Genomic DNA, 18,847 nt, shown 5'->3' with positions numbered 1-18,847 from the left:
TAGCCATTCCAACCCACTCTATGGTTGCCAGCTGCCAATATCAGCATTTTTACCCTCGCCCCCGGCCTGGCCATCGGCACCAAGGGACATCACATCGACCTCGCCCTTGATGCCGGGGTTGAGGTAAACATAGGGCTTGCCCCAGGGATCATTGGGCAGCAGGTCAAGGTAGGACTTCCAGTTGGGAGGCACCGGCGCGGTCGTGGGTTTGGTCAGCAAGGCTTGCAAACCCTGCTCGGCCGTGGGGTAGCGCTGGTTGTCCAGCCGGTAGAGCTTGAGGGCCTGCATCAGGTTATTGACGTCTGTCTTGGCCGCCGTGACCCGCGCGTCATCAGCGCGGTCCAGCACGTTCGGCACGATCAGGGCGGCCAGCACCCCGATGATCAGCAACACCACCATCAGCTCGATCAGGGTGAAGCCGGCCTGGAGGCGACGACGCATGCTTTGAGAAATTGATTTCATCGGGTTAAGTCACTTTCTAATATCGGGTTCGCTTCAATGATAATCCAGCCATGAAGACCGCATTGCTTTCCCTCTGGTGGCTACGCATCGCCACTTTTTTGCTGGCTGCCCTGGCCGCGGCCAGCGCCACCTATTGGGTCCTGAAGTGGCAGGCCACCGTGCCGGCAAGCCTGACGGCTGCTGTGGTTTATACCGCCCCACCGGCAGCGGACCCGCAAGTCGTGGCTCGCCTGCTGGGTGGTGGACAGACCAGCGTGAGCGCCAAGCTGGTGGACAGCGCCGCCAGTCACTTCAAATTGAGCGGCGTGCTTGCCAACCGGGCCAGCGATAGTTACGCCCTGATTTCCGTCGATGGAAAACCGGCCAAGCCGTACCGGGTCGGTGCCCATGTGAATGACGAGTTGGTGCTGCACTCGGTGGCGCCGCGCAGCGCATCCCTGGCCATCAGCCTGGATGCACCGGTATCGGTCACGCTGGAGTTGCCAAAATTGACTCAAGCCCAAACTCAAGCGCCAACCCGGCCCGCACCGGCGAAAGCGCCAACAGAAGAATGAGCTGGCGCGAGGATCAGGCGGCTGTTCCCAGCGCCAGCCGCATGGCATCCACCACTGACTTGTAATCCGGTTGGCCAAAAATGGCGCTGCCGGCCACAAAAGTGTCGGCCCCGGCGTCGGCGACGCGCCGGATGTTGTCCACCTTGACGCCACCATCGACTTCCAGCCGAATGTCTTTGCCGCAGGCCGTGATGCGCCGACGCACATCCTCGATCTTGCGCAAGGCTGAATCAATAAAACTCTGGCCGCCAAAGCCGGGGTTGACGCTCATGATCAGGATCAGATCAATGTCGTCAATGACCCAGTCCAGCACGTCAAGGGGTTCAGCCGGGTTGAACACCAGGCCGGCCTTGCATCCCTTGGCCTTGATGGCCTGGATGCTGCGATGCACATGGCCGGATGCATCCGGGTGAAAACTGATCAAATCCGCCCCCGCATCGGCAAAGGCACTGGCCAACGCATCGACCGGTTGCACCATCAGGTGCACATCAATCGGCACGGCCACGCCGCCAGCGGTCTTGGCATGCGGCTTCAAAGCACCGCAGATCATCGGGCCGAAGGTGAGATTGGGCACGTAGTGGTTGTCCATCACGTCAAAGTGAATCCAGTCGCAACCGGCGGCAATGACGTGGCTGAGTTCCTCACCCAGGCGGGCAAAGTCGGCGGAGAGAATGGAAGGGGCAATGCGGTAAGTCATGGGTGAAGTATAAATAGTTGCCTTTGAATTCATGCCCGCTTGGGGACGGCGCCTGCCAACGACGCGCGAGCTGCGATCTGGCCCTCAAATTTTCAGGATAGCATTGCGCCATGTCCCAGTACCAGTTTCGCGTTGAAGTCGAGTCTCGCTATCTTGCCGACCAGTCAGCACCACAGCAAGACCTGTATGTGTTCGCTTACACCATCACCATCATCAATGTGGGGCAGGTCAGTGCCCAGTTGATCTCACGCACCTGGAACGTGAACGACGCCAACGGCCACACCGAGCGCGTGAAGGGCCTGGGTGTGGTCGGGCAGCAGCCTCTGCTCAAACCCGGTGAAGCGTTTGAATACACCAGCGGCACCCGCCTGCGCACCCCCACGGGCACCATGCATGGCAGCTTTTTTTGCGTCGCCGAAGACGGCGAAAAGTTCGATGTCGATGTGCCGATGTTTGTGCTCGATGGCCTGAGCCCCAGCGGCGGCGCGCGCACACTGCACTGAAACCCGAATCGATGACCCAAAAACTTGACCTGGCTGAACTGCTCGATGCCCTGGACCCGCAAGCCCATCTGGCGCACCGCCACCTGTGGCTGATTGACTTGCTGCGCTGGGTCCGTGGTGGCCGCGATTCAGTGCCGCACGCGGTGGCACGTATGACGCTGCTGCTCGACACGCTGCAACAGCGCCCGGATGCGCGTGCCAAGCTGCAGGCCTGGTGGCGGGTGCTGCTTTCCACCGTGGATGCGACGGCCTTGCTGGCCGACTACGGGTTTTCGTCCCGCAGCGCTTTTGCCAGCGAGCTGGCCGAGCGCCTGCGCCTCAAATGGTTGCCAGGAACCCCCGAAACTGTCGATGCCTCGGCCCTGTTTTCACTGGTGTTGTGTGATGCGTTTGATGCCCAATGGATCAGCGCCCTGGACGACGCCACCTTGATGCGGCTGTCTGAGTTACTGCAACTCTCGTGTCTGGATGCCGGCAACGACAACTGTGCCTGGGTGCCCCAGGTCAAGCAAGGCAGCGTCTCGCCCTGGCAGGCGACACTGCTTGAGGCGCTGACCTTTTGCACCAGCCAGATTCGCGCCACCGGTTTTTCACCGGAACTGCGTTTGCGCATGAGTGCCCCGGCGCTGGAAACGGCCCCCTTTCACGCCCTGGACGGCGACATCATGGCGCTGCAAGTCGCCTTTCTGGCCAGCCCGCACGTCAACTCCGCCGAACGCCAGGACGCGCTGCAGCGGTACCTGAGCCGCCTGGAGGCTTGCCGTCAGGCGGCTGCGTCGGTTTACACCCATCTGGATGCCAACGGCATTTCCGTCAACCTGGTGTTCCAGTTGCGTCAACTGCGTGAACGGGTGCTGCGCGTTCGCGCCCTGCTCGATTGCCTGCTGGCGGCCAACCCGCAGGCCAGCACCGCGCGTCTGCTGGCGCATCTGGTCCTGGTGGGGCAAGCGCGGCGCAGTCTGCGCGCCCTGATTGCCTCCAACTCATCGATGCTGGCCGCCAAAGTGGCCGAGCGCAGCTCCGAGACCGGCGAGCACTACATTACCCGCACCCGGGCCGAATACGGCGCCATGCTGCGCGATGCAGCGGGTGGCGGCGCCGTGATGTCGCTCACCACGCTGTTCAAGTTCATGGTGCTGTCGCTCGGCTTGTCGGCTTTCTGGAGCGGGTTTTATGCCGGCCTGAACTATGCCCTGAGTTTTGTGCTGATCCAGTTGCTGCACTGGACCGTCGCCACCAAACAGCCAGCCATGACGGCCCCAGCCATGGCCGCCAAACTCAAGGACCTCGACGAACCCGGGGCGATTGACCTGTTTGTCGATGAAGTCACCCATCTGGTGCGCTCGCAGGTAGCAGCCGTGGTGGGCAACCTGGCGTTGGTGGCGCCGTGTGTCGTGCTGATCAGCGCGGCGCTCTGGTTCACTCTGGGAAAGCCGATGATTGACGTGAAGGAGGCCGAGCACGTGCTGCACACGCTCCACGTGTTCGGCCCGACAGCGCTGTTTGCCGCGCTGACGGGTGTGCTGCTGTTTGCGTCGAGCATCATCGCAGGTTGGGTCGAGAACTGGTTTGTGCTGCACCGGCTGGACTCGGCGCTGCGCTACAACCCCAAGATCACTGCAGCTCTGGGAATTGCGCGTGCCGGGCGTTGGGCGCAGTTCATGCGCGACAACATCTCAGGTCTGGCGGCCAATGTGTCGCTCGGGTTGATGCTGGGTTTGGTCCCGGCTTTTGCCGCGTTCTTCGGACTGGGGCTGGAAGTGCGGCACGTGACACTGTCCACCGGCCAACTGGCCGCGGCAGCCGCTAGCCTCGGCCTGGCGGTACTCCAGCAATCGGCTTTCTGGTGGTGCGTGGTCGGCATTGTGGTCACCGCTGTGCTCAACGTGGGGGTCAGTTTTTACTTTGCGTTCCGGCTTGCTTTGCGCGCCCACAACATCGGTGGCATCGACCGCTCCCGTATTCGCACCGCCATTCGCGCGCGCTGGCGCCATGCGCCGCTGAGCTTCTTTTTGCCGGCAAAGGAAACAATCCCCACGCCGCCAGCAAACGATAAGGTTGACTAGCCATGGGTGAATTTGAACTGATCGAACGCTATTTCAAACGCCCTGAGCGCCACGCCGCACGCGTAGCCTTGGGGATTGGCGACGACTGCGCGCTGCTGCAGCCGGCGCCCGGCACGCAGTTGGCCATTTCCTGCGACATGCTGGTCGAAGGACGACACTTTGTCTCCACGCTGGATCCCTTCAAGCTCGGGCACAAGGCGCTGGCCGTCAATTTGAGCGACCTCGCCGCCTGTGGCGCCCGCCCGCTGGCGTTCAGCCTGGCGCTGGCGCTGCCGCGCGCCGACGAGTCCTGGCTGGCGCCGTTCGCGCAGGGCTTGCTGGCGCTGGCCGACGCGCACAGCTGCGAACTGATCGGCGGCGACACCACGCAGGGGCCGCTCAACATCTGCATCACGGTGTTTGGCGAGGTACCGGTGATGGCGGGGCGATCGCAAGCGCTGCTGCGCTCGGGCGCGCAAGCGGGCGATGACCTGTATATCAGTGGCAACCTGGGTGACGCCCGGCTGGCGCTGGAGGTATTTCGGGGCACCGTGTCGGTCCCCGAGGCGGTGTTCACCGCGGCCCGCGTGCGCCTCGAAACCCCGACCCCGCGCGTGGCGCTGGGCCTGGCACTGCGCGGCGTTGCCAATGCGGCCATTGATGTCAGCGACGGCCTGCTTGGCGACCTTGGCCACATCCTGCAGCAGTCGGGCGTGGGCGCCACGGTGGACGCCGATGTTGCTACTTCCTTAATAGCAGCTCACGCCTATTACACGGGGGCTACAGGTCAATTTGATACGAATATTGCGCCAGAGCAATGGCGCCGCTGGGCGCTCTCTGGGGGCGACGATTACGAGCTGCTGTTCACCGCCCCGGTGGCCCGCCGCGAGGCCGTCGCCGCCGCAGCGGCGGCCAGCTTGACACCCGTCACCCGCATCGGGCAAATTGAGGCCGAGCGCGGCCTGCGCTTGATGGATGCCCAAAGGCAGCCCGTGCCCGACCGCTACGCCTCGTTCGACCACTTTGCCTGAAGCGAGAAACCAAACCAACATGTCAGCAACCGCGTCTTAAAGATTGATTTCCAGCACCTCGGTGCGTCACCACTCAACAAAAAACCCCGCTGTGTTGCCACAGCGGGGTTTTTGGATTCAAGCTTTAACTGACTTGCGTCAGCGTCAGATTAGAACGAGTGGCGCACGCCAATGTCGAACACCTTGTCGCTATTGCCAGCGGGGACAACGAGCTTGCCAGCGCTATAAGCCGCTGCACTCTCGTTGCTCATCTGAGCGTAGCTGGTGTACAACGCAGTGCGCTTGGACAGCGTGTGAACGTAGCCAACGGCCACTTGATGGGCATTGGCATTGGAGACCAGATCATCCTTCTTGCGGAGATAGGACAGTTCGACCGTGCCAGCGGTGCCAACGGGTGCCGTCAGACCGAGGTGAGCGTCTTTTTGGTCCTTGGCGCCAACACCCAGGGTCTTTTCAACTGCATAGGCCGCAAACAGCTTAACCACGCCGAAATCATAATTGCCGCCCAGCAATGTCATTTTGGTGGCAGTCGTGTAAGGGCCGCTGTTATGGATATTTTGATGCGTCAGCACGACATCGAAGGGGCCTCTCATGTAGCCCACAAACATGGCAGCACTGCGACCAGCAGAGTTGTCACCGGTAATCGAGTTGTTACCTGCAACTTCACCCAGACCATACTGCAACTCGCCGTAGAAGCCATTGGCACTGTAGTTGTAGGAGATCATGTTGTTGGTGCGGCTGCCGTTGTAGCTAAACAAATGCGAGGAGTCACCGGCCAGTGCGTCACCAAACGAATCCCAGGTGGATGCGGTGGCATAGACGGGGTTCATTTGACGACCAAGCTTGACGGTACCAAAGTTGCTAGACACACCAACAAAAGATTGGCGGTTAAAGAAACTTGCTGCATCTGCCTGTGCGCCTGTGTCAAGGCTAAAACCGGCTTCGAGGGTGAAAATCGCTTTCAAGCCGCCGCCCAGATCTTCAGAGCCTTTCAGGCCCCAACGACTGCCGTTCAAATTGCCAGAATCCATACGGTTGACGCTGGTGCTACCGTTGTCTTCATGGGCAAAACCGACGTCTGCAACACCGTACAGCGTGACGGAAGACTGGGCCATAGCGGCGCCGGAAGCAGCGAGCACTGCCAAGGCGATTAGGGATTTTTTCATTCAAATACTCCAAAGTTAATATTGGTGAAGCACTTGTTGTGCTTCGCATCACTTCTTGAGTAGAAGTTGAGTTCCATTTGACCAGAGCGAGCTGACCAGCGCAAAGATTTTGGGGGCAAGCGGCTAAATATAGCCGGTTTATGTGGGTCAGATACAACGCTTTAGTTGGGGTCGGGAACGGTCAGCCAAAAAAAACCGCCCCGAAAGGCGGTTTTATCTGAGTCAGCTGCGGTTTGCCAGGCAGGCCGGCAAACCGCCGGGATCAGAATGCGTGGCGAAGACCAACAGCAAACAGCTTGGTTTCGGCATCAGCAGTGCCGACAAAGTTGGCGTTGGCTTCTTCCTTGGCAGCCATGTAACCACCATACAAGGACGTACGCTTGGACAGGGAGTAAGAAGCACCGATGCCAAAGCCCGTGCGCTTGACATCAGCTGTACCTGCTGCAGTCGGCGCAAAAGTAGTCAGGACCCCACCTTTGGAAGCTGCGTAGCTGGCAGACAGCGTCAAAGCGCTGCCCACAGGGTAATCAACGCCCAGTTGCCATTCGTTGGTGGACTTGTCGTTCGCTTTGGTGCGGCCAAGGTTGCCCATGAGCTTGACAACGCCCAAATCATAAGAAGCATTGACGCGGGTAAAGTCACGCGAGCTCACATTGCCATTGTCTTTCTCGGATTGATAGCCCAAAGCCACGTACACCGGACCGCCTGTGTACTGCACATTGAAGGCTGCGTTGGAACCAGCATTTTGAGCAGCCGTCTTGTTTTCGCCCAAGCCATAGCTGACTGTGCCGCTAAAGCCGCTGAAGGTCGGGGTTGTGTAGTAAACAGAGTTGCCGGGGTTGGCGTTGTAGTTGGTGCTGGTAAAGACGTAGTACATCGGCGACAGGGCCGAGTCAAAAACCGCATCAGTGGCACCATTGACATCATCAAAAGCAGTCCACATCTTGCCCAATTTGACTTCACCGAAGCCACCCGAGAAACCAACGTAGGACTGGCGGGCAAAGCCTTGCGCACCGGCTACGGGCAAACCAGCCGCATTGTTGCCCGTGCCCTTGGCTGCGCCCGTGTCAATGTTAAAACCTTGCTCCAGCAAGAAATTGGCTTTCAGGCCACCGCCCAAATCTTCAGACCCTTTAAAACCCCAACGATCGGTGCTGACACCACCGCTGCCAAGGGAATTGGTCGTTGTGCTGACGCCATCGTGCCCGGTCAATTTCGTGTTGCCCAAGTAAACATCAGCAATGCCATAAAGCGTCACGCTGGACTGAGCGAACGAGGCGCCGGAGGCTGCGAGCACGGCGCGCAGCTGGCAGTGGACCATCAGCCTGTGGAAAAACCAGGGGCTCAACGCCCAGCAGGCAGCGGCGCTGGCCGCCAATGACAGCGATCGCATCGTGGCCCGCGTCATGGCGCACTACGAGGAGCGGCTGGCCGCCTACCAGAGCGTTGACTTTGACGACCTGATCAGCCTGCCGCTCAAGTTGCTACAAAATCATGAGCATGTCAGGCAGAAATGGCAAGGGCTGGCGGGCCATATCCTTGTGGATGAGTACCAGGACACGAATGCCACGCAGTATGAATTGTTGAAGCTGCTGGTGGGCGGCAATCCGGCAACGCAAGCGCGGTTCACCGCCGTCGGCGACGATGACCAGTCGATTTACGGCTGGCGCGGCGCCACGCTGGACAACCTGAAGCGCCTGCCGGTTGATTTCCCGACGCTCAAAGTCATCAAGCTGGAGCAGAACTACCGTTCCACCAGTGCCATCCTGCGCGCCGCCAACAACGTGATCGGCCCCAATCCGAAGCTGTTCCCCAAGAATTTATGGAGCGACCTGGGCGAAGGCGAACCGGTGCGGGTGGTCGACGCCGACAGTGAAGAACACGAGGCCGAACGCACCGTGGCGCGCATCCAGAGCCTGCGCGCCAGTGGCCTGCCGCACGGCGGGCCCCAATTCAAGGAATTGCGCGACTTTGCCGTGCTGTACCGCGCCAACCACCAGGCCAAGACCTTCGAAAAAGCGCTGCGCAAGGCGCAAATCCCGTACAAGGTGTCGGGCGGCACCAGCTTTTTTGACCGCGCCGAAATCAAGGACTTGTGTGGCTGGTTCCGGCTCTGGATCAACAACAACGATGACCCGGCGTTCTTGCGCGCGGTGACGGTCCCCAAGCGCGGCATCGGCCACCAGACGCTCAGCGCTTTGGGCGTTTTTGCCGGCCAATACAAGATCAGCCTGTTCGAGGCCCTGTTTTCGTCTTCTTTGGGCAGCGTGCTGAGCAGCAAGGCCGTCGGCAGCCTGCACGAATTTGGCCGCTATGTGAACGACCTCGAGTTTCGCGCCCGGCGCACGCTGGGTGCCGAATCAGCCAAGGCCTTCTTGCTGGAGTGGCTCAAGGACATCGGCTATGAAAAACATCTGTATGACGGCGAGGACAGCGAAAAATTGGCCGCGGCGCGCTGGACCAATGTGCTCGATTTTTGCGACTGGATGTCCGCGCGCTGCGGCGGGCAACTCGACGACGCAGCCGGGGTCTCCAGCACGGTTGAGCCCAAGTCGCTGCTGGAGGTGGCGCAAACGGTGTCGCTGCTGTCGACCATCAGCGAGCGCGAAACCGAGCAAAACGTGGTGACGCTGTCAACGCTGCACGCCGCCAAGGGCCTGGAGTGGCCGCATGTGATGCTGGTGGGTGTGACCGAGGGCATGCTGCCGTTCAAGCTGAAGGGCAGCGGCGACTCCGCGGCCGCCTCGGTCGGTGGGTCCGAGCGTGCGCATGAGGCGGCCGTCGAGGCCACCGCCGTGCACCTGCAGGAAGAGCGCCGCCTGATGTACGTGGGCATCACCCGCGCCCAGCGCAGCCTGGCGGTGAGCTGGACGCGCAAGCGCAAAAAAGGCCGCGAGATGGTGGCCGCCCTGCCCAGCCGCTTCATTGCCGAGATGGCACTGGACCAGGCCACCACCAAGGAAGACCCGCGGGCCAAGCTGCGCGCGTTGCGCGCGGAGTTTGCGCAAAAAGCGCAGGATGCGCAGGCCATACAAGTGCCGGCGCGTCCGCTCTAAGGTCGCGGCCAGTTTGAAACCTGAAACAATGACCCACGTTGTCCCTCCGAGCAAGCCAATCATGAATCCGTTATGCACTACTATTTTAATAGCTACTTGCGCAGTAACGACGGGGGCTAGGGGCCAGAATAATATAAATGTTTCTGCCGGGCCGGCGGCCTGGCAAACGTGCGCGAATCTGACCGGGGACAGCGAAGCGCGGCTGATCTGCTTTGACCGCTGGGCGGCGCAGCAGGCCGGCGCCGCGGCAAGCCGTGCGCCGTCGCCAGGCGCATCGGCGCTGGCGCAGACGCCGGCCACGCCCGCTCTAGCACCCGTTGCTCCCGCGCCGGTGACGATCACCATGGAAGCGCCGGCCGCCCACAACTGCAAGAACAAGCTGTTTTCCGAGCTGTCGCGGTTTTGGGAGCTGGAAGCCGGCAGTGACTGCGGCACGTTTGGCATTCGCGGTTTTCACCCCATCAGCCTGTCGTGGATCGGTTCTGACAGCGTCAACACCCAACCCAGTTCGCCGGCGCCCGACCACACGGCGGCCGAGGCTTTGGGCTACGGCAACAACGAGGTCCGGATCCAGCTCTCGGTGCGCACCAAGATCGCCCAGGGCCTGCTGACCGGGCAGCAAGAGCTCAAGCGCGACTCGCTCTGGTTTGGCTACAGCCAGCAGTCCAACTGGCAAATCTTCAGCGGCGATCTGTCGCGCCCGTTTCGCACCACCGACCATGAGCCGGAACTCACTTACATCTACCCGACTGACGTGCCGTTGCCCTTGGGCTGGCGGCTGCGCTACAGCGGCTTGAGCCTGGTGCACCAGTCCAACGGCCAGCCGCTGCCGCTGTCGCGCAGCTGGAACCGCAATGTGCTGATGGCCGGCATGGAAAAAGGCAACCAGTTCCGGGTCGATGCCAAGCTATGGAAGCGCGTGAATGAAAACCTGGCCAATGACGACAACCCCGACATCAGCAACAAAATTGGACGCGCCGAAGTGGCGGCTTTTTGGACCCCCAACCAGGACAACACCCTGGGCGTGACCCTGCGCCACTCGCTGCGCGCCGACGCCAACGGCTCGGTGCGGCTGGAATGGCTCAGGCAGCTCACCAGCAGTGGCCTGCCCGGCAGCCAGGACGCCTTGCGTTTTCACACCCAATTGTTCAGCGGCTATGGTGATTCGCTGGTCGACTACAACCGCCGTCGCACCGTGCTGAGCATCGGCTTGAGCCTGGTGGACTGGTAGCCCCGCACGGCGCCTGGCACGCGGGCACATTCCCGCCGCGGGGTTTGCCCATGGGCTGAAACCTGCTACATTACGAAAAAATGTAAATGCTTACAAATCAAGTAATGTAGCGGTTTCACAAGCAGGCGCTCCACCAGGCTCATGAAGGTCAATCCGAAAAATCTCGTCCTCGATCTCATGCTGGCGACCGGCGACAAGCCGATGGCCGCCCGCGATGCGATCCTGGCGGGCGCCCTTTTCAATATCAGCGAAAACAGCCTGCGCGTCACCCTGGCGCGCCTGTCGGCGGCGGGTCTGATTGAGGCGGCAGAGCGCGGCGCTTACCGCCTTGGGCCCGCGGCCACCGATTTGGCCGGCGAGGTGGCCACCTGGCGCACGATGGAATCCCGGCTACGGGCGTGGCAAGGCAGCCATATCGTCGTCCATTGCGGCGCGCTGGGGCGCAGCGACCGCGCCGCCCCGCAGCGGCGTGAACGCGCCCTGCAGATGATGGGCTTGCGGCTGTTGGAGCGTGGTCTGTATATTCGTCCCGACAACATTGAGTCGGATCTTGACGAGGTGCGCCAACGTCTCTTCAAACTTGGACTGGACCACAATGCGGCTGTTTTTCGGGCCAGTGGCCTCGACCCGGCGCGTGAGGCCGTCGTGCACCAGCTGTGGAACGGCCAGGCGCTGACGCGAACCTACCGGCAGTTGCGCGCCGAGCTGGAGGCGTGGCTGGCCCGCGCGAACCAACTTCCGCTGGATGCAGCGGCGCGCGAATCGTTCCTTCTGGGCGGCAAAGCCATTCATCAATTGGTCTTTGATCCGCTGCTACCGGAGCCGTTTGTCGACACCCGAGAGCGCCACGCGTTCATCCAGGCCGTGCACCATTTTGACGAAGCGGGTCGTGCCATCTGGAACCGTTTTTTTGCATCCGTCGCGGACACCCCACCCGCTCTTCATCTCACCCCTCAACCCGCCGAACTGGAGACGATTAATGAATAGCCGTATGAACCCCGCACCCAACTCGCTCTACCTGGCCGACACCCATGAGCTGAGCAACTTGTCCACCGAGCTGTGCGACTACAACATGTACACCCAAGACGCCGCCTTGCGCGAGGCAGTGCAACGCGAGGGCGGGCAGTGGGCTGAGGGCGAACTCAGCGAGTTTGGTCAGATGACAGGCTCGGCCGATTATCTTGAGTTGGGGAATCTGGCCAATAAGTTCCAGCCCGAGTTTGATACCCATGACCGCTTTGGCAATCGCATCGATCTGGTGAAATTTCACCCAAGCTACCACCAGTTGATGAAAACATCCATCGAGCACGGGCTGCACGCCTCACCCTGGACCGCGCCGCGCGCGGGCGCACACGTCGCCCGCGCTGCCAAGAGTTTTCTGCATGGCCAGGTGGAGGCGGGCCACGGCTGCCCGATCACCATGACCTTCGCCGCCGTGCCCGCGCTGCGCCTGCAGAGCGACCTGGCCAGCGTGTGGGAGCCCAAGGTCACGGCGCGCGTGTATGACCCGCGCAACGTGCCGGTAGAACAGAAACAGGGCGTGACCATCGGCATGGCGATGACCGAGAAGCAAGGCGGCTCGGATGTGCGCACCAACAGCACGCGCGCCTACCCGGTGGGCACGGGTGGGCCGGGCCAAGCCTACGAACTGGTGGGGCACAAGTATTTTGTGTCGGCCCCCATGTGCGATGCGTTCCTGGTATTGGCGCAAGCGCCCGGCGGCCTGTCGTGCTTCCTGCTGCCGCGCTGGCGCCCGGACGGCAGCAAAAACCCGATGCAGGTGCTGCGGCTGAAGAAAAAAATGGGCAATGCGTCCAACGCATCGTCTGAGACCGAGCTGCGCGGCGCGCTGGCATGGATGGTCGGCGAAGAGGGGCGCGGCGTGCGCAACATCATCGAGATGGTCAGCATGACCCGCTTTGACTGCATGATCGGCTCCAGCGCGGGCATGCGCATGGCGGCGTCGCAGGCACTGCACCATTGCTCAGTGCGCTCGGCGTTTGGGCAGGTACTGAACCAGCAGCCGCTGATGCAAAACGTGTTGGCCGACCTGGCGCTGGAGAGTGAAGCCGCCACCACGTTGACGATGCGCATGGCGCGCGCCATGGACAACCGCTTTGAGGAACAGGAAGACCTGCTGGTGCGCCTGGTCACGGCAGTGGGCAAGTACTGGATTTGCAAGCGCACGCCGAACCATGCCTACGAAGCCATGGAGTGTATTGGTGGCAGCGGCGTGATGGAAGACAGCATGATGCCGCGCCTGTACCGGGAGGCGCCCGTGAACACCATCTGGGAGGGCAGCGGCAATGTGCAGTGCCTGGACGTGCTGCGCGCGCTGTCAAAAACACCCGCCGTGGTGGATGCTTTTTTTGCAGAAGTCAACCAGGCGCGCGGCGCCCAGGCCTTGCTGGACCGGCATATTGCCGCGCTGGCGACCGATCTCAAGGACTTGGCTGATTTTGAATACCGCGCGCGTGATGTGGTCGACCGCATGGCGCTGGCTCTGCAGGCCTCCCTGCTGGTGCGCCACGCCCCGGCGTTCGTGAGTGATGCGTTCTGCGAGTCACGCCTGGGGCAGGTCGGTCAGCACAACTACGGCACACTGCCGCGCGGTGTTGATGCCGGCGCCATCATCGCGCGCGCGACACCCAGGATCGCACGGGCCTGAAGCGCCTGCCACTGGCATGCGCCCAGTCAAAGCCGTCAACGCATAATCGAACGTTCGCGAATCACATCCCCATGTGGGGATGTGCCGCATTAATTCTCAGAAGGCCAGCGTGAAAAAAACGTTTAAATTAGACATTGAAGGCAAAAACCGTGACCGGGTGCTGGAAGCCACCAAACACGAGATCCGCAAGTACGTCAAGCGCCAACGGCGGGTGCCGCTGCCCGAGGGCGTGGACTATTGGGATTTTGACTGCAAATTTGGCAGCAATGAAGCCAACGCCGCGGTGGTCCATTTCGCCACCATCACGAGTTTGATTGATGCGCTGGCCAAGGACGGGGGCGCTGAGTTTTACCTGGAACTATTGGCCAAGCCCGGCCATCGCGCGGCCCGCGCGGCCGGTGCTGAGCCGTCTGATCAGGCCGACCGCGACTGACCCGAGCAAGCCGGGCCCGCTGCCCAATCCCAAGTGCGGGGATAATCGCCTGTTTTTAAAACTATCTGGAGTATTTCATGGCCAAAGAATTCCGTACTGAAGCTGAGCGCAAAGCCAGCCCCCGTCCTGTCGCCCCCAAAGGCGTGTGCTACACCGCCGGTCACGGCCAAATGCGCAGCCTGGAACGCGGCACCGCCACCAACAACAAGAAAAACCCCGGCAAGCGCTGCAAAAAAGGCGGTTAATCGCCCTTCACAAACCGGCGCCGTCATCGCACGTTGCGCCGGTGCTTGCCGCCTGAGCGCCAGGGTTTAAATCCACCCCAGCAAGGCCGCCAGCCCCAGCCCCAGGAAGATCAAGGCAGACACGATGTGCACCGCGCGCAGCGGCAGCAGTCGTGTCATGCGTTCACCCAGCCAGACCACCGGCGCATTGGCCAGCATCATGCCCAGCGTGGTACCGGCTATGACTGAAAAATAAGCGTGGTATTGCGCCGCCAGCATGACGGTGGCAACTTGGGTTTTATCCCCCATCTCGGCCAGGAAAAAGGCGATGACGGTGGTGCCAAAGACACCAAACCGGGGCGCCGCGCCCGTTTCGTCGTCGTCCATCTTGTCGGGAATCAGCATCCAGACCGCCATGGCGATGAACGAGCCGCCCAGCACCCAGCGCAGCACATCCGGTCCCAGCACGGTGGTCACCCAGGCCCCCACAGCCCCTGCCAGGGCGTGGTTGGCTAGGGTGGCGACAAAGATGCCCAGCACAATCGGCCAGGGCCGGCGAAAGCGCACCGCCAGCAGAAGTGCGAGTAGTTGGGTTTTGTCACCCATTTCGGCCAAGGCCACGATACCGGTTGAAACTAAAAATGCGTCCATAGCGGGCGATGGTAACGGACGAGCACCTGTGCCGGTGACCCTCCCTGCTTGTCGTCCTGCCTGCACCGCTTGGAGACACGGCGGCCCGGACGCACGTAGTCCGTACTCATGGGGGACCGTTTTGGCGCGTTTTTTGCTTTAGTTTGGTGCGCAGTCGGCAATCAGCTGCCGGATGCACCAATTCAATTCATTTTTTCTCAAAAGGTTTTCATGGAAGCACTCAAACAGGGCGCCGACACCTTGTTCATCTTGCTCGGCGCCGTCATGGTGCTGGCCATGCATGCAGGTTTTGCATTTCTGGAGCTCGGCACGGTCCGCCGCAAGAATCAGGTCAATGCGCTGGTCAAGATCCTGGTGGACTTTTCGGTCTCGACCATCGCGTACTTTCTGGTGGGTTATGGCGTCGCCTATGGCACTCATTTTTTTGTCGGCGCCGAGCAGTTGGCCGCCAAGAACGGTTTCGAGCTGGTCAGGTTCTTTTTCTTGCTGACGTTTGCCGCCGCCATTCCGGCCATTATTTCGGGCGGCATTGCCGAGCGCGCCCGCTTCTGGCCGCAACTGATCGCCACGGCGGTCATCGTCGGCTTTGTCTACCCATTTTTTGAGGGCATTGCCTGGAACCAGCATTTTGGCGTGCAGGGCTGGATCAAAAGCCTGACCGGCGCCGAGTTTCATGACTTTGCCGGCAGCGTGGTGGTGCACGCGGTGGGCGGCTGGGTTGCGCTGCCCGCCGTGATCTTGTTGGGCGCGCGCGCCAACCGCTACCGCAAGGACGGCGGCATTTCGGCCCATCCACCATCGAGCATTCCGTTTCTGGCGCTGGGTGCCTGGGTGCTGACGGTCGGCTGGTTTGGCTTTAACGTGATGAGCGCACAAACGCTGGACAAGATCTCGGGGCTGGTGGCGGTCAACTCGCTGATGGCGATGGTGGGCGGCACGCTGGCGGCGCTGGTGGCAGGCAAGAATGACCCTGGCTTTGTGCACAACGGACCCCTGGCAGGGCTGGTCGCCGTGTGCGCTGGCTCCGATCTGATGCACCCATTAGGTGCACTGGTGGTGGGTGTGGTGGCCGGTGCTCTGTTTGTGCGCATGTTCACCCTGACGCAAAACAGATGGAAGATTGACGACGTGCTGGGCGTGTGGCCACTACATGGCCTGTGCGGCACCTGGGGCGGCATTGCCGCCGGTATTTTTGGCAGCCAAGCGCTCGGCGGCCTGGGGGGCGTGAATCTGGGCGCCCAACTGATCGGCACCGCCATGGGTGTGGCCTGGGCCGTGGCGGGTGGTCTGCTGGTTTATGGCGGACTCAAAGCCGTCATGGGCTTGCGCCTGAGCCAGGAGGAAGAATACAACGGCGCCGACCTGTCCATTCACATGATCAGCGCCACGGCCGAGCGCGAGGTCAACTGGTGAAGCCTTTCAGGGCGAAGCAGGGAGCGCAATATTGCTACTATTTAAATAGCGTGTTGCGCCTGTACAGCGGGGGCTAGAGGCCTGTTTCTTATATATTTCCCAGCCTACCCCCGGACCTGTCACAGCGTGCGGACCGGGCGCCGTCTATTGCGGCGTGCTGAGCCGCTTGACCCCGGCCACAAAGCGCGAAAGCGTTTCTGACAGCACACCACGCGGGATCGTGATGTCAATCAACTGAAAACGCCCGCGGGTTGCAATCGCCTTGTCCAGCGCGGCCTTGAGCTCGGCGCGGGTGTTGACCCGCACTCCATCTCCCCCCATGCCGGCTGCCATTTCGGCAAAACCCCAGTGGTCGAGGTCATTGAAGCCAGACTCGGGCTGGAAGGTGCGCAGCATTTCCCAGCTGGCGTTGTTGAACAGCAGCACGATCGGGTCCCAGCCATAGCGTCGGCAATTGCCCAGCTCCCAGCCGGTCATCTGGAACGCGCCGTCACCGACCAGGATCAGCGGGCGCTCACCGGTCGCGGCCTGCAGACCCAGGCCGGCGGGCACACCAAAACCCATGGTGGCGTAGTAGCCGGGCGCGATCAGGGCGGTGTGTTCAATGTCCAGCGCGGTAAACAGGCAGTCACCCATGTCGGAGGCAATCGGCAGTTTTCCGTGCCTGGCCATCAGGTCATTGACGGCGGTGGCGATGTCAGTGGGTGTGATGGACGCGGCGTCCGCCACCAGGCCGTGCGGATAGCTCTGGTGTTTGACCGAAAACTTCTTGTCGGTGGCCGGCACCCGCAGCAGCAGGTGGTCCACCAGCGCCGCCAGCGGTATATGGGAATAGGTGTGGTAACCCATCGTGACCTGGCCCGCCAGAGCCCGTATGGTTTTGCGCAGATCGATCTTCTTCTCCGACACGGCGAAATTGGTGTCCGACACAATCACGCCGAGCAGAAACAAACCGTCGGAGTTTTCCACCAGTTGCGTCACCTCGGGCAAGCCCGCCACGCCGAGGTAGGTGCCGACCAGGGGTGCCTCGGTTTGCGCCAGCAAGCCAACACCCATGAAACTGGTGACCACCGGCAGCGCCAGCCGACTTGACAATTCGGCGACCTTGGCCTCCAGCCCGAAACGCCGCACTTCAACGCCCGCCATCAGGACGGGCGCGCTGGCTTGCGCCAGGCGCTGCAAAATGTCTGTCACGCAGGCGTCCAGCGCATCCGGGTCAACCGCCAAAGCGGCCTGCGCCGTCACCGGCAAGCAGGGTTCGGCCACCATGTCGCGCGGAATCTCGATGTACACCGGTTGCGAATGGCGCAGGCAATTGGCCAGCGCCCGGGCGATGTCGGCCGGGGCGCGCTCGGCATCATCCAGCCGAACCTGATCGCAGGTAATTTCCTTGTAAATCTGGAACTGCGAATCCAATGTCTTGGCCTGGTGGTGCAACAAGAGTCCGGATTGAGATTCGCCCTTGCCGGGACCGCCCGACAGCACCACCAGCGGTGATTTCTCGGCGTAGGCCGACGCCACCGCATTGACCATGTTGAAGGCGCCGGCGCCATAGGTCACAGCCGCCACACCCAGGCCACCGCTGATACGGCCACAGGCGTCAGCGGCAAAACCCACGCCCGGCTCGTGTGACAAGGTGTACAGCGGCAGGATGGCGGACTTCTCAATAATACGAAAGTACGGCAGCGCGAAGTCGCCGGGGATGCCAAAGATTTGCCGTGCGCCATGCGCCTTGAGGGCGTGCAGCAGGGATTCGGTGAGGTTCATGGGGTGGGTCTTGTTCAGTACAGGAAGAAGGCGATTATTTCACCGGAACTGACAACCTGGCACAACTACTGCTTGGCCCGCTCATACAGCGGCGTCACTTTGGGCAGGTTGCGTTCAATATCGCTGATGCGGGTGCTGCCCGAGGGGTGGGTGGACAGCCACTGCGGCGGCGCGCCCCGACTGGCGGCGGCCATTTTTTGCCACAACGTGACACCGGCGCGCGGGTCAAAGCCGGCACGAGCCGCCAACTCCATACCCACCAGGTCAGCATCCGATTCGTCGCTGCGGCTGAACTGCAGCGTCAGTAACTGCGCACCGTAGTTGGTGACGGTTTGGCCCAAATTACCCAAGCCAAGCACCTGTCCCAACAGGCTGGCGCCGATGCCGGTGGCGGCATTCTTGCCCAGGCGAGCGCGGGCGTGCTCCCGCAGGGCATGGGCCATCTCGTGCCCCATGACGGTGGCGATTTCAGCATCGGTGAGTTTGAGTTGTTCCAGGATGCCGCTGTAGAAAGCAATTTTTCCGCCCGGCATACAAAACGCGTTGATCTGCTTGCTGCCGATCAGGCTGACTTCCCAGCGCCAGTTGCTGGCCCGCGGATTCCAAGTGCTGGCAAACGGAATGATCTTGTTGGCAATGGCGCGCAGACGCCGCACCTGGGGATGGTCTTTGCTGCCCAGCGCGTGCTGGGCCGCCGCCTGTTGCAACAGCTGGGCGTATTGCTGGCCGGCCGAGCGCTCCACCGTTTCGGCCGGCACCAGATTGCTGAAGACCGAATTGCCGCCGACATCGACGCCCTCACGTGCCAGCGCGATCGGCCATGTGGCGCCCGGCAGAACCAGCGTCAGGGCCATGCCTTGCAGCGCCAGGCGGCGCGTCAGACACAAGGGGCAGTGGTATGGTGTATTCATCAGTGGGTTCAGGCAACGACGGGGCTCCGCGTATT

General features: G+C 61.7%; 18 protein-coding genes. 11 read left to right on the top strand and 7 right to left on the bottom strand.

Annotated features, from left to right (window positions below; translation table 11 throughout):
- Positions 1-18: 18 nt before the first annotated feature.
- Positions 19-441 carry a type II secretion system major pseudopilin GspG gene (gene gspG, locus RFER_RS02650; RefSeq protein WP_166485639.1) on the bottom strand — a complete coding sequence of 141 codons (423 nt, stop codon included), beginning with the start codon at positions 439-441 and terminating at the stop codon, positions 19-21.
- A gap of 71 nt (positions 442-512) precedes the next feature.
- On the opposite strand from gspG, the gene RFER_RS02645 reads away from it, so the two are divergent.
- Entirely contained in the window at positions 513-1,016 is a 504-nt protein-coding gene (locus RFER_RS02645; protein WP_011462857.1) for a hypothetical protein, read from the top strand.
- 13 nt (positions 1,017-1,029) lie between these two features.
- On the opposite strand, the gene rpe is transcribed toward RFER_RS02645, so the two are convergent.
- Positions 1,030-1,713, bottom strand: a complete 684-nt coding sequence (gene rpe, locus RFER_RS02640) for a ribulose-phosphate 3-epimerase (RefSeq protein ID WP_041790065.1) — start codon at positions 1,711-1,713, stop codon at positions 1,030-1,032.
- A 110-nt stretch (positions 1,714-1,823) separates the two neighbouring features.
- On the opposite strand from rpe, the gene apaG reads away from it, so the two are divergent.
- The 3 genes from apaG to thiL are packed head-to-tail and all read left to right on the top strand — an operon-like array spanning position 1,824 to position 5,292.
- A complete protein-coding gene (gene apaG, locus RFER_RS02635; protein ID WP_011462855.1) occupies positions 1,824-2,216 on the top strand; it encodes a Co2+/Mg2+ efflux protein ApaG in 393 nt (130 codons plus the stop codon).
- A gap of 11 nt (positions 2,217-2,227) precedes the next feature.
- Positions 2,228-4,282 carry a site-specific recombinase gene (locus tag RFER_RS02630; protein WP_011462854.1) on the top strand — a complete coding sequence of 685 codons (2,055 nt, stop codon included), beginning with the start codon at positions 2,228-2,230 and terminating at the stop codon, positions 4,280-4,282.
- Between the two features lie 2 nt (positions 4,283-4,284).
- Entirely contained in the window at positions 4,285-5,292 is a 1,008-nt protein-coding gene (gene thiL, locus RFER_RS02625) for a thiamine-phosphate kinase (protein ID WP_011462853.1), read from the top strand.
- A gap of 149 nt (positions 5,293-5,441) precedes the next feature.
- Here thiL and RFER_RS02620 read toward each other — a convergent pair whose 3' ends face one another.
- Together RFER_RS02620 and RFER_RS02615 are read right to left on the bottom strand one after the other, a co-directional pair.
- On the bottom strand, positions 5,442-6,458 hold the full coding sequence (locus tag RFER_RS02620; protein WP_011462852.1) for a porin: 1,017 nt from the start codon (positions 6,456-6,458) through the stop codon (positions 5,442-5,444).
- A gap of 262 nt (positions 6,459-6,720) precedes the next feature.
- Positions 6,721-7,866, bottom strand: a complete 1,146-nt coding sequence (locus tag RFER_RS02615) for a porin (RefSeq protein ID WP_425057079.1) — start codon at positions 7,864-7,866, stop codon at positions 6,721-6,723.
- Between RFER_RS02615 and RFER_RS02610 the strand changes: the two genes are divergently transcribed.
- The 6 genes from RFER_RS02610 to RFER_RS23895 all read left to right on the top strand — a co-directional run bounded on the left by RFER_RS02610 (position 7,778) and on the right by RFER_RS23895 (position 14,091).
- Positions 7,778-9,514 (top strand): 3'-5' exonuclease, encoded by a 1,737-nt coding sequence (locus RFER_RS02610; protein WP_084795420.1) that lies wholly within the window; start codon positions 7,778-7,780, stop codon positions 9,512-9,514. The two genes, RFER_RS02615 and RFER_RS02610, sit on opposite strands and share 89 nt — an antisense overlap.
- Positions 9,515-9,575: 61 nt before the next feature.
- Positions 9,576-10,745 carry a phospholipase A gene (locus RFER_RS02605; RefSeq protein WP_244095788.1) on the top strand — a complete coding sequence of 390 codons (1,170 nt, stop codon included), beginning with the start codon at positions 9,576-9,578 and terminating at the stop codon, positions 10,743-10,745.
- Positions 10,746-10,886: 141 nt separating this feature from the next.
- Positions 10,887-11,732 (top strand): PaaX family transcriptional regulator C-terminal domain-containing protein, encoded by an 846-nt coding sequence (locus RFER_RS02600; protein WP_011462849.1) that lies wholly within the window; start codon positions 10,887-10,889, stop codon positions 11,730-11,732.
- Positions 11,725-13,413: an isovaleryl-CoA dehydrogenase gene (locus RFER_RS02595; protein WP_011462848.1), complete on the top strand. Its 1,689-nt coding sequence runs from the start codon at positions 11,725-11,727 to the stop codon at positions 13,411-13,413. The genes RFER_RS02600 and RFER_RS02595 overlap by 8 nt, the downstream gene beginning before the upstream one ends.
- A 109-nt stretch (positions 13,414-13,522) precedes the next feature.
- Positions 13,523-13,846, top strand: coding sequence for a DUF6172 family protein (locus tag RFER_RS02590; RefSeq protein WP_041790061.1), 324 nt, complete (start codon positions 13,523-13,525; stop codon positions 13,844-13,846).
- Positions 13,847-13,923: 77 nt separating this feature from the next.
- Positions 13,924-14,091 carry a hypothetical protein gene (locus tag RFER_RS23895; RefSeq protein WP_011462846.1) on the top strand — a complete coding sequence of 56 codons (168 nt, stop codon included), beginning with the start codon at positions 13,924-13,926 and terminating at the stop codon, positions 14,089-14,091.
- A 66-nt stretch (positions 14,092-14,157) separates the two neighbouring features.
- On the opposite strand, the gene RFER_RS02585 is transcribed toward RFER_RS23895, so the two are convergent.
- The gene (locus RFER_RS02585) at positions 14,158-14,721 is read right to left on the bottom strand and encodes a TMEM165/GDT1 family protein (protein WP_011462845.1); all 564 of its coding nucleotides are present in this window, start codon (positions 14,719-14,721) and stop codon (positions 14,158-14,160) included.
- 210 nt (positions 14,722-14,931) lie between these two features.
- Between RFER_RS02585 and RFER_RS02580 the strand changes: the two genes are divergently transcribed.
- Complete coding sequence (locus tag RFER_RS02580; protein ID WP_011462844.1) at positions 14,932-16,134, top strand: ammonium transporter; 1,203 nt, start codon at positions 14,932-14,934, stop codon at positions 16,132-16,134.
- 144 nt (positions 16,135-16,278) lie between these two features.
- On the opposite strand, the gene ipdC is transcribed toward RFER_RS02580, so the two are convergent.
- Positions 16,279-17,901 (bottom strand): indolepyruvate/phenylpyruvate decarboxylase, encoded by a 1,623-nt coding sequence (ipdC, locus tag RFER_RS02575; protein WP_011462843.1) that lies wholly within the window; start codon positions 17,899-17,901, stop codon positions 16,279-16,281.
- A gap of 65 nt (positions 17,902-17,966) precedes the next feature.
- Positions 17,967-18,812, bottom strand: coding sequence for a M48 family metallopeptidase (locus tag RFER_RS02570; protein WP_011462842.1), 846 nt, complete (start codon positions 18,810-18,812; stop codon positions 17,967-17,969).
- Positions 18,813-18,847: the final 35 nt, after the last annotated feature.

It is taken from the genome of Rhodoferax ferrireducens T118 (genome assembly GCF_000013605.1).
Lineage (GTDB): Bacteria > Pseudomonadota > Gammaproteobacteria > Burkholderiales > Burkholderiaceae_C > Rhodoferax > Rhodoferax ferrireducens.
This window is presented reverse-complemented; position numbering and strand designations above follow the sequence as displayed.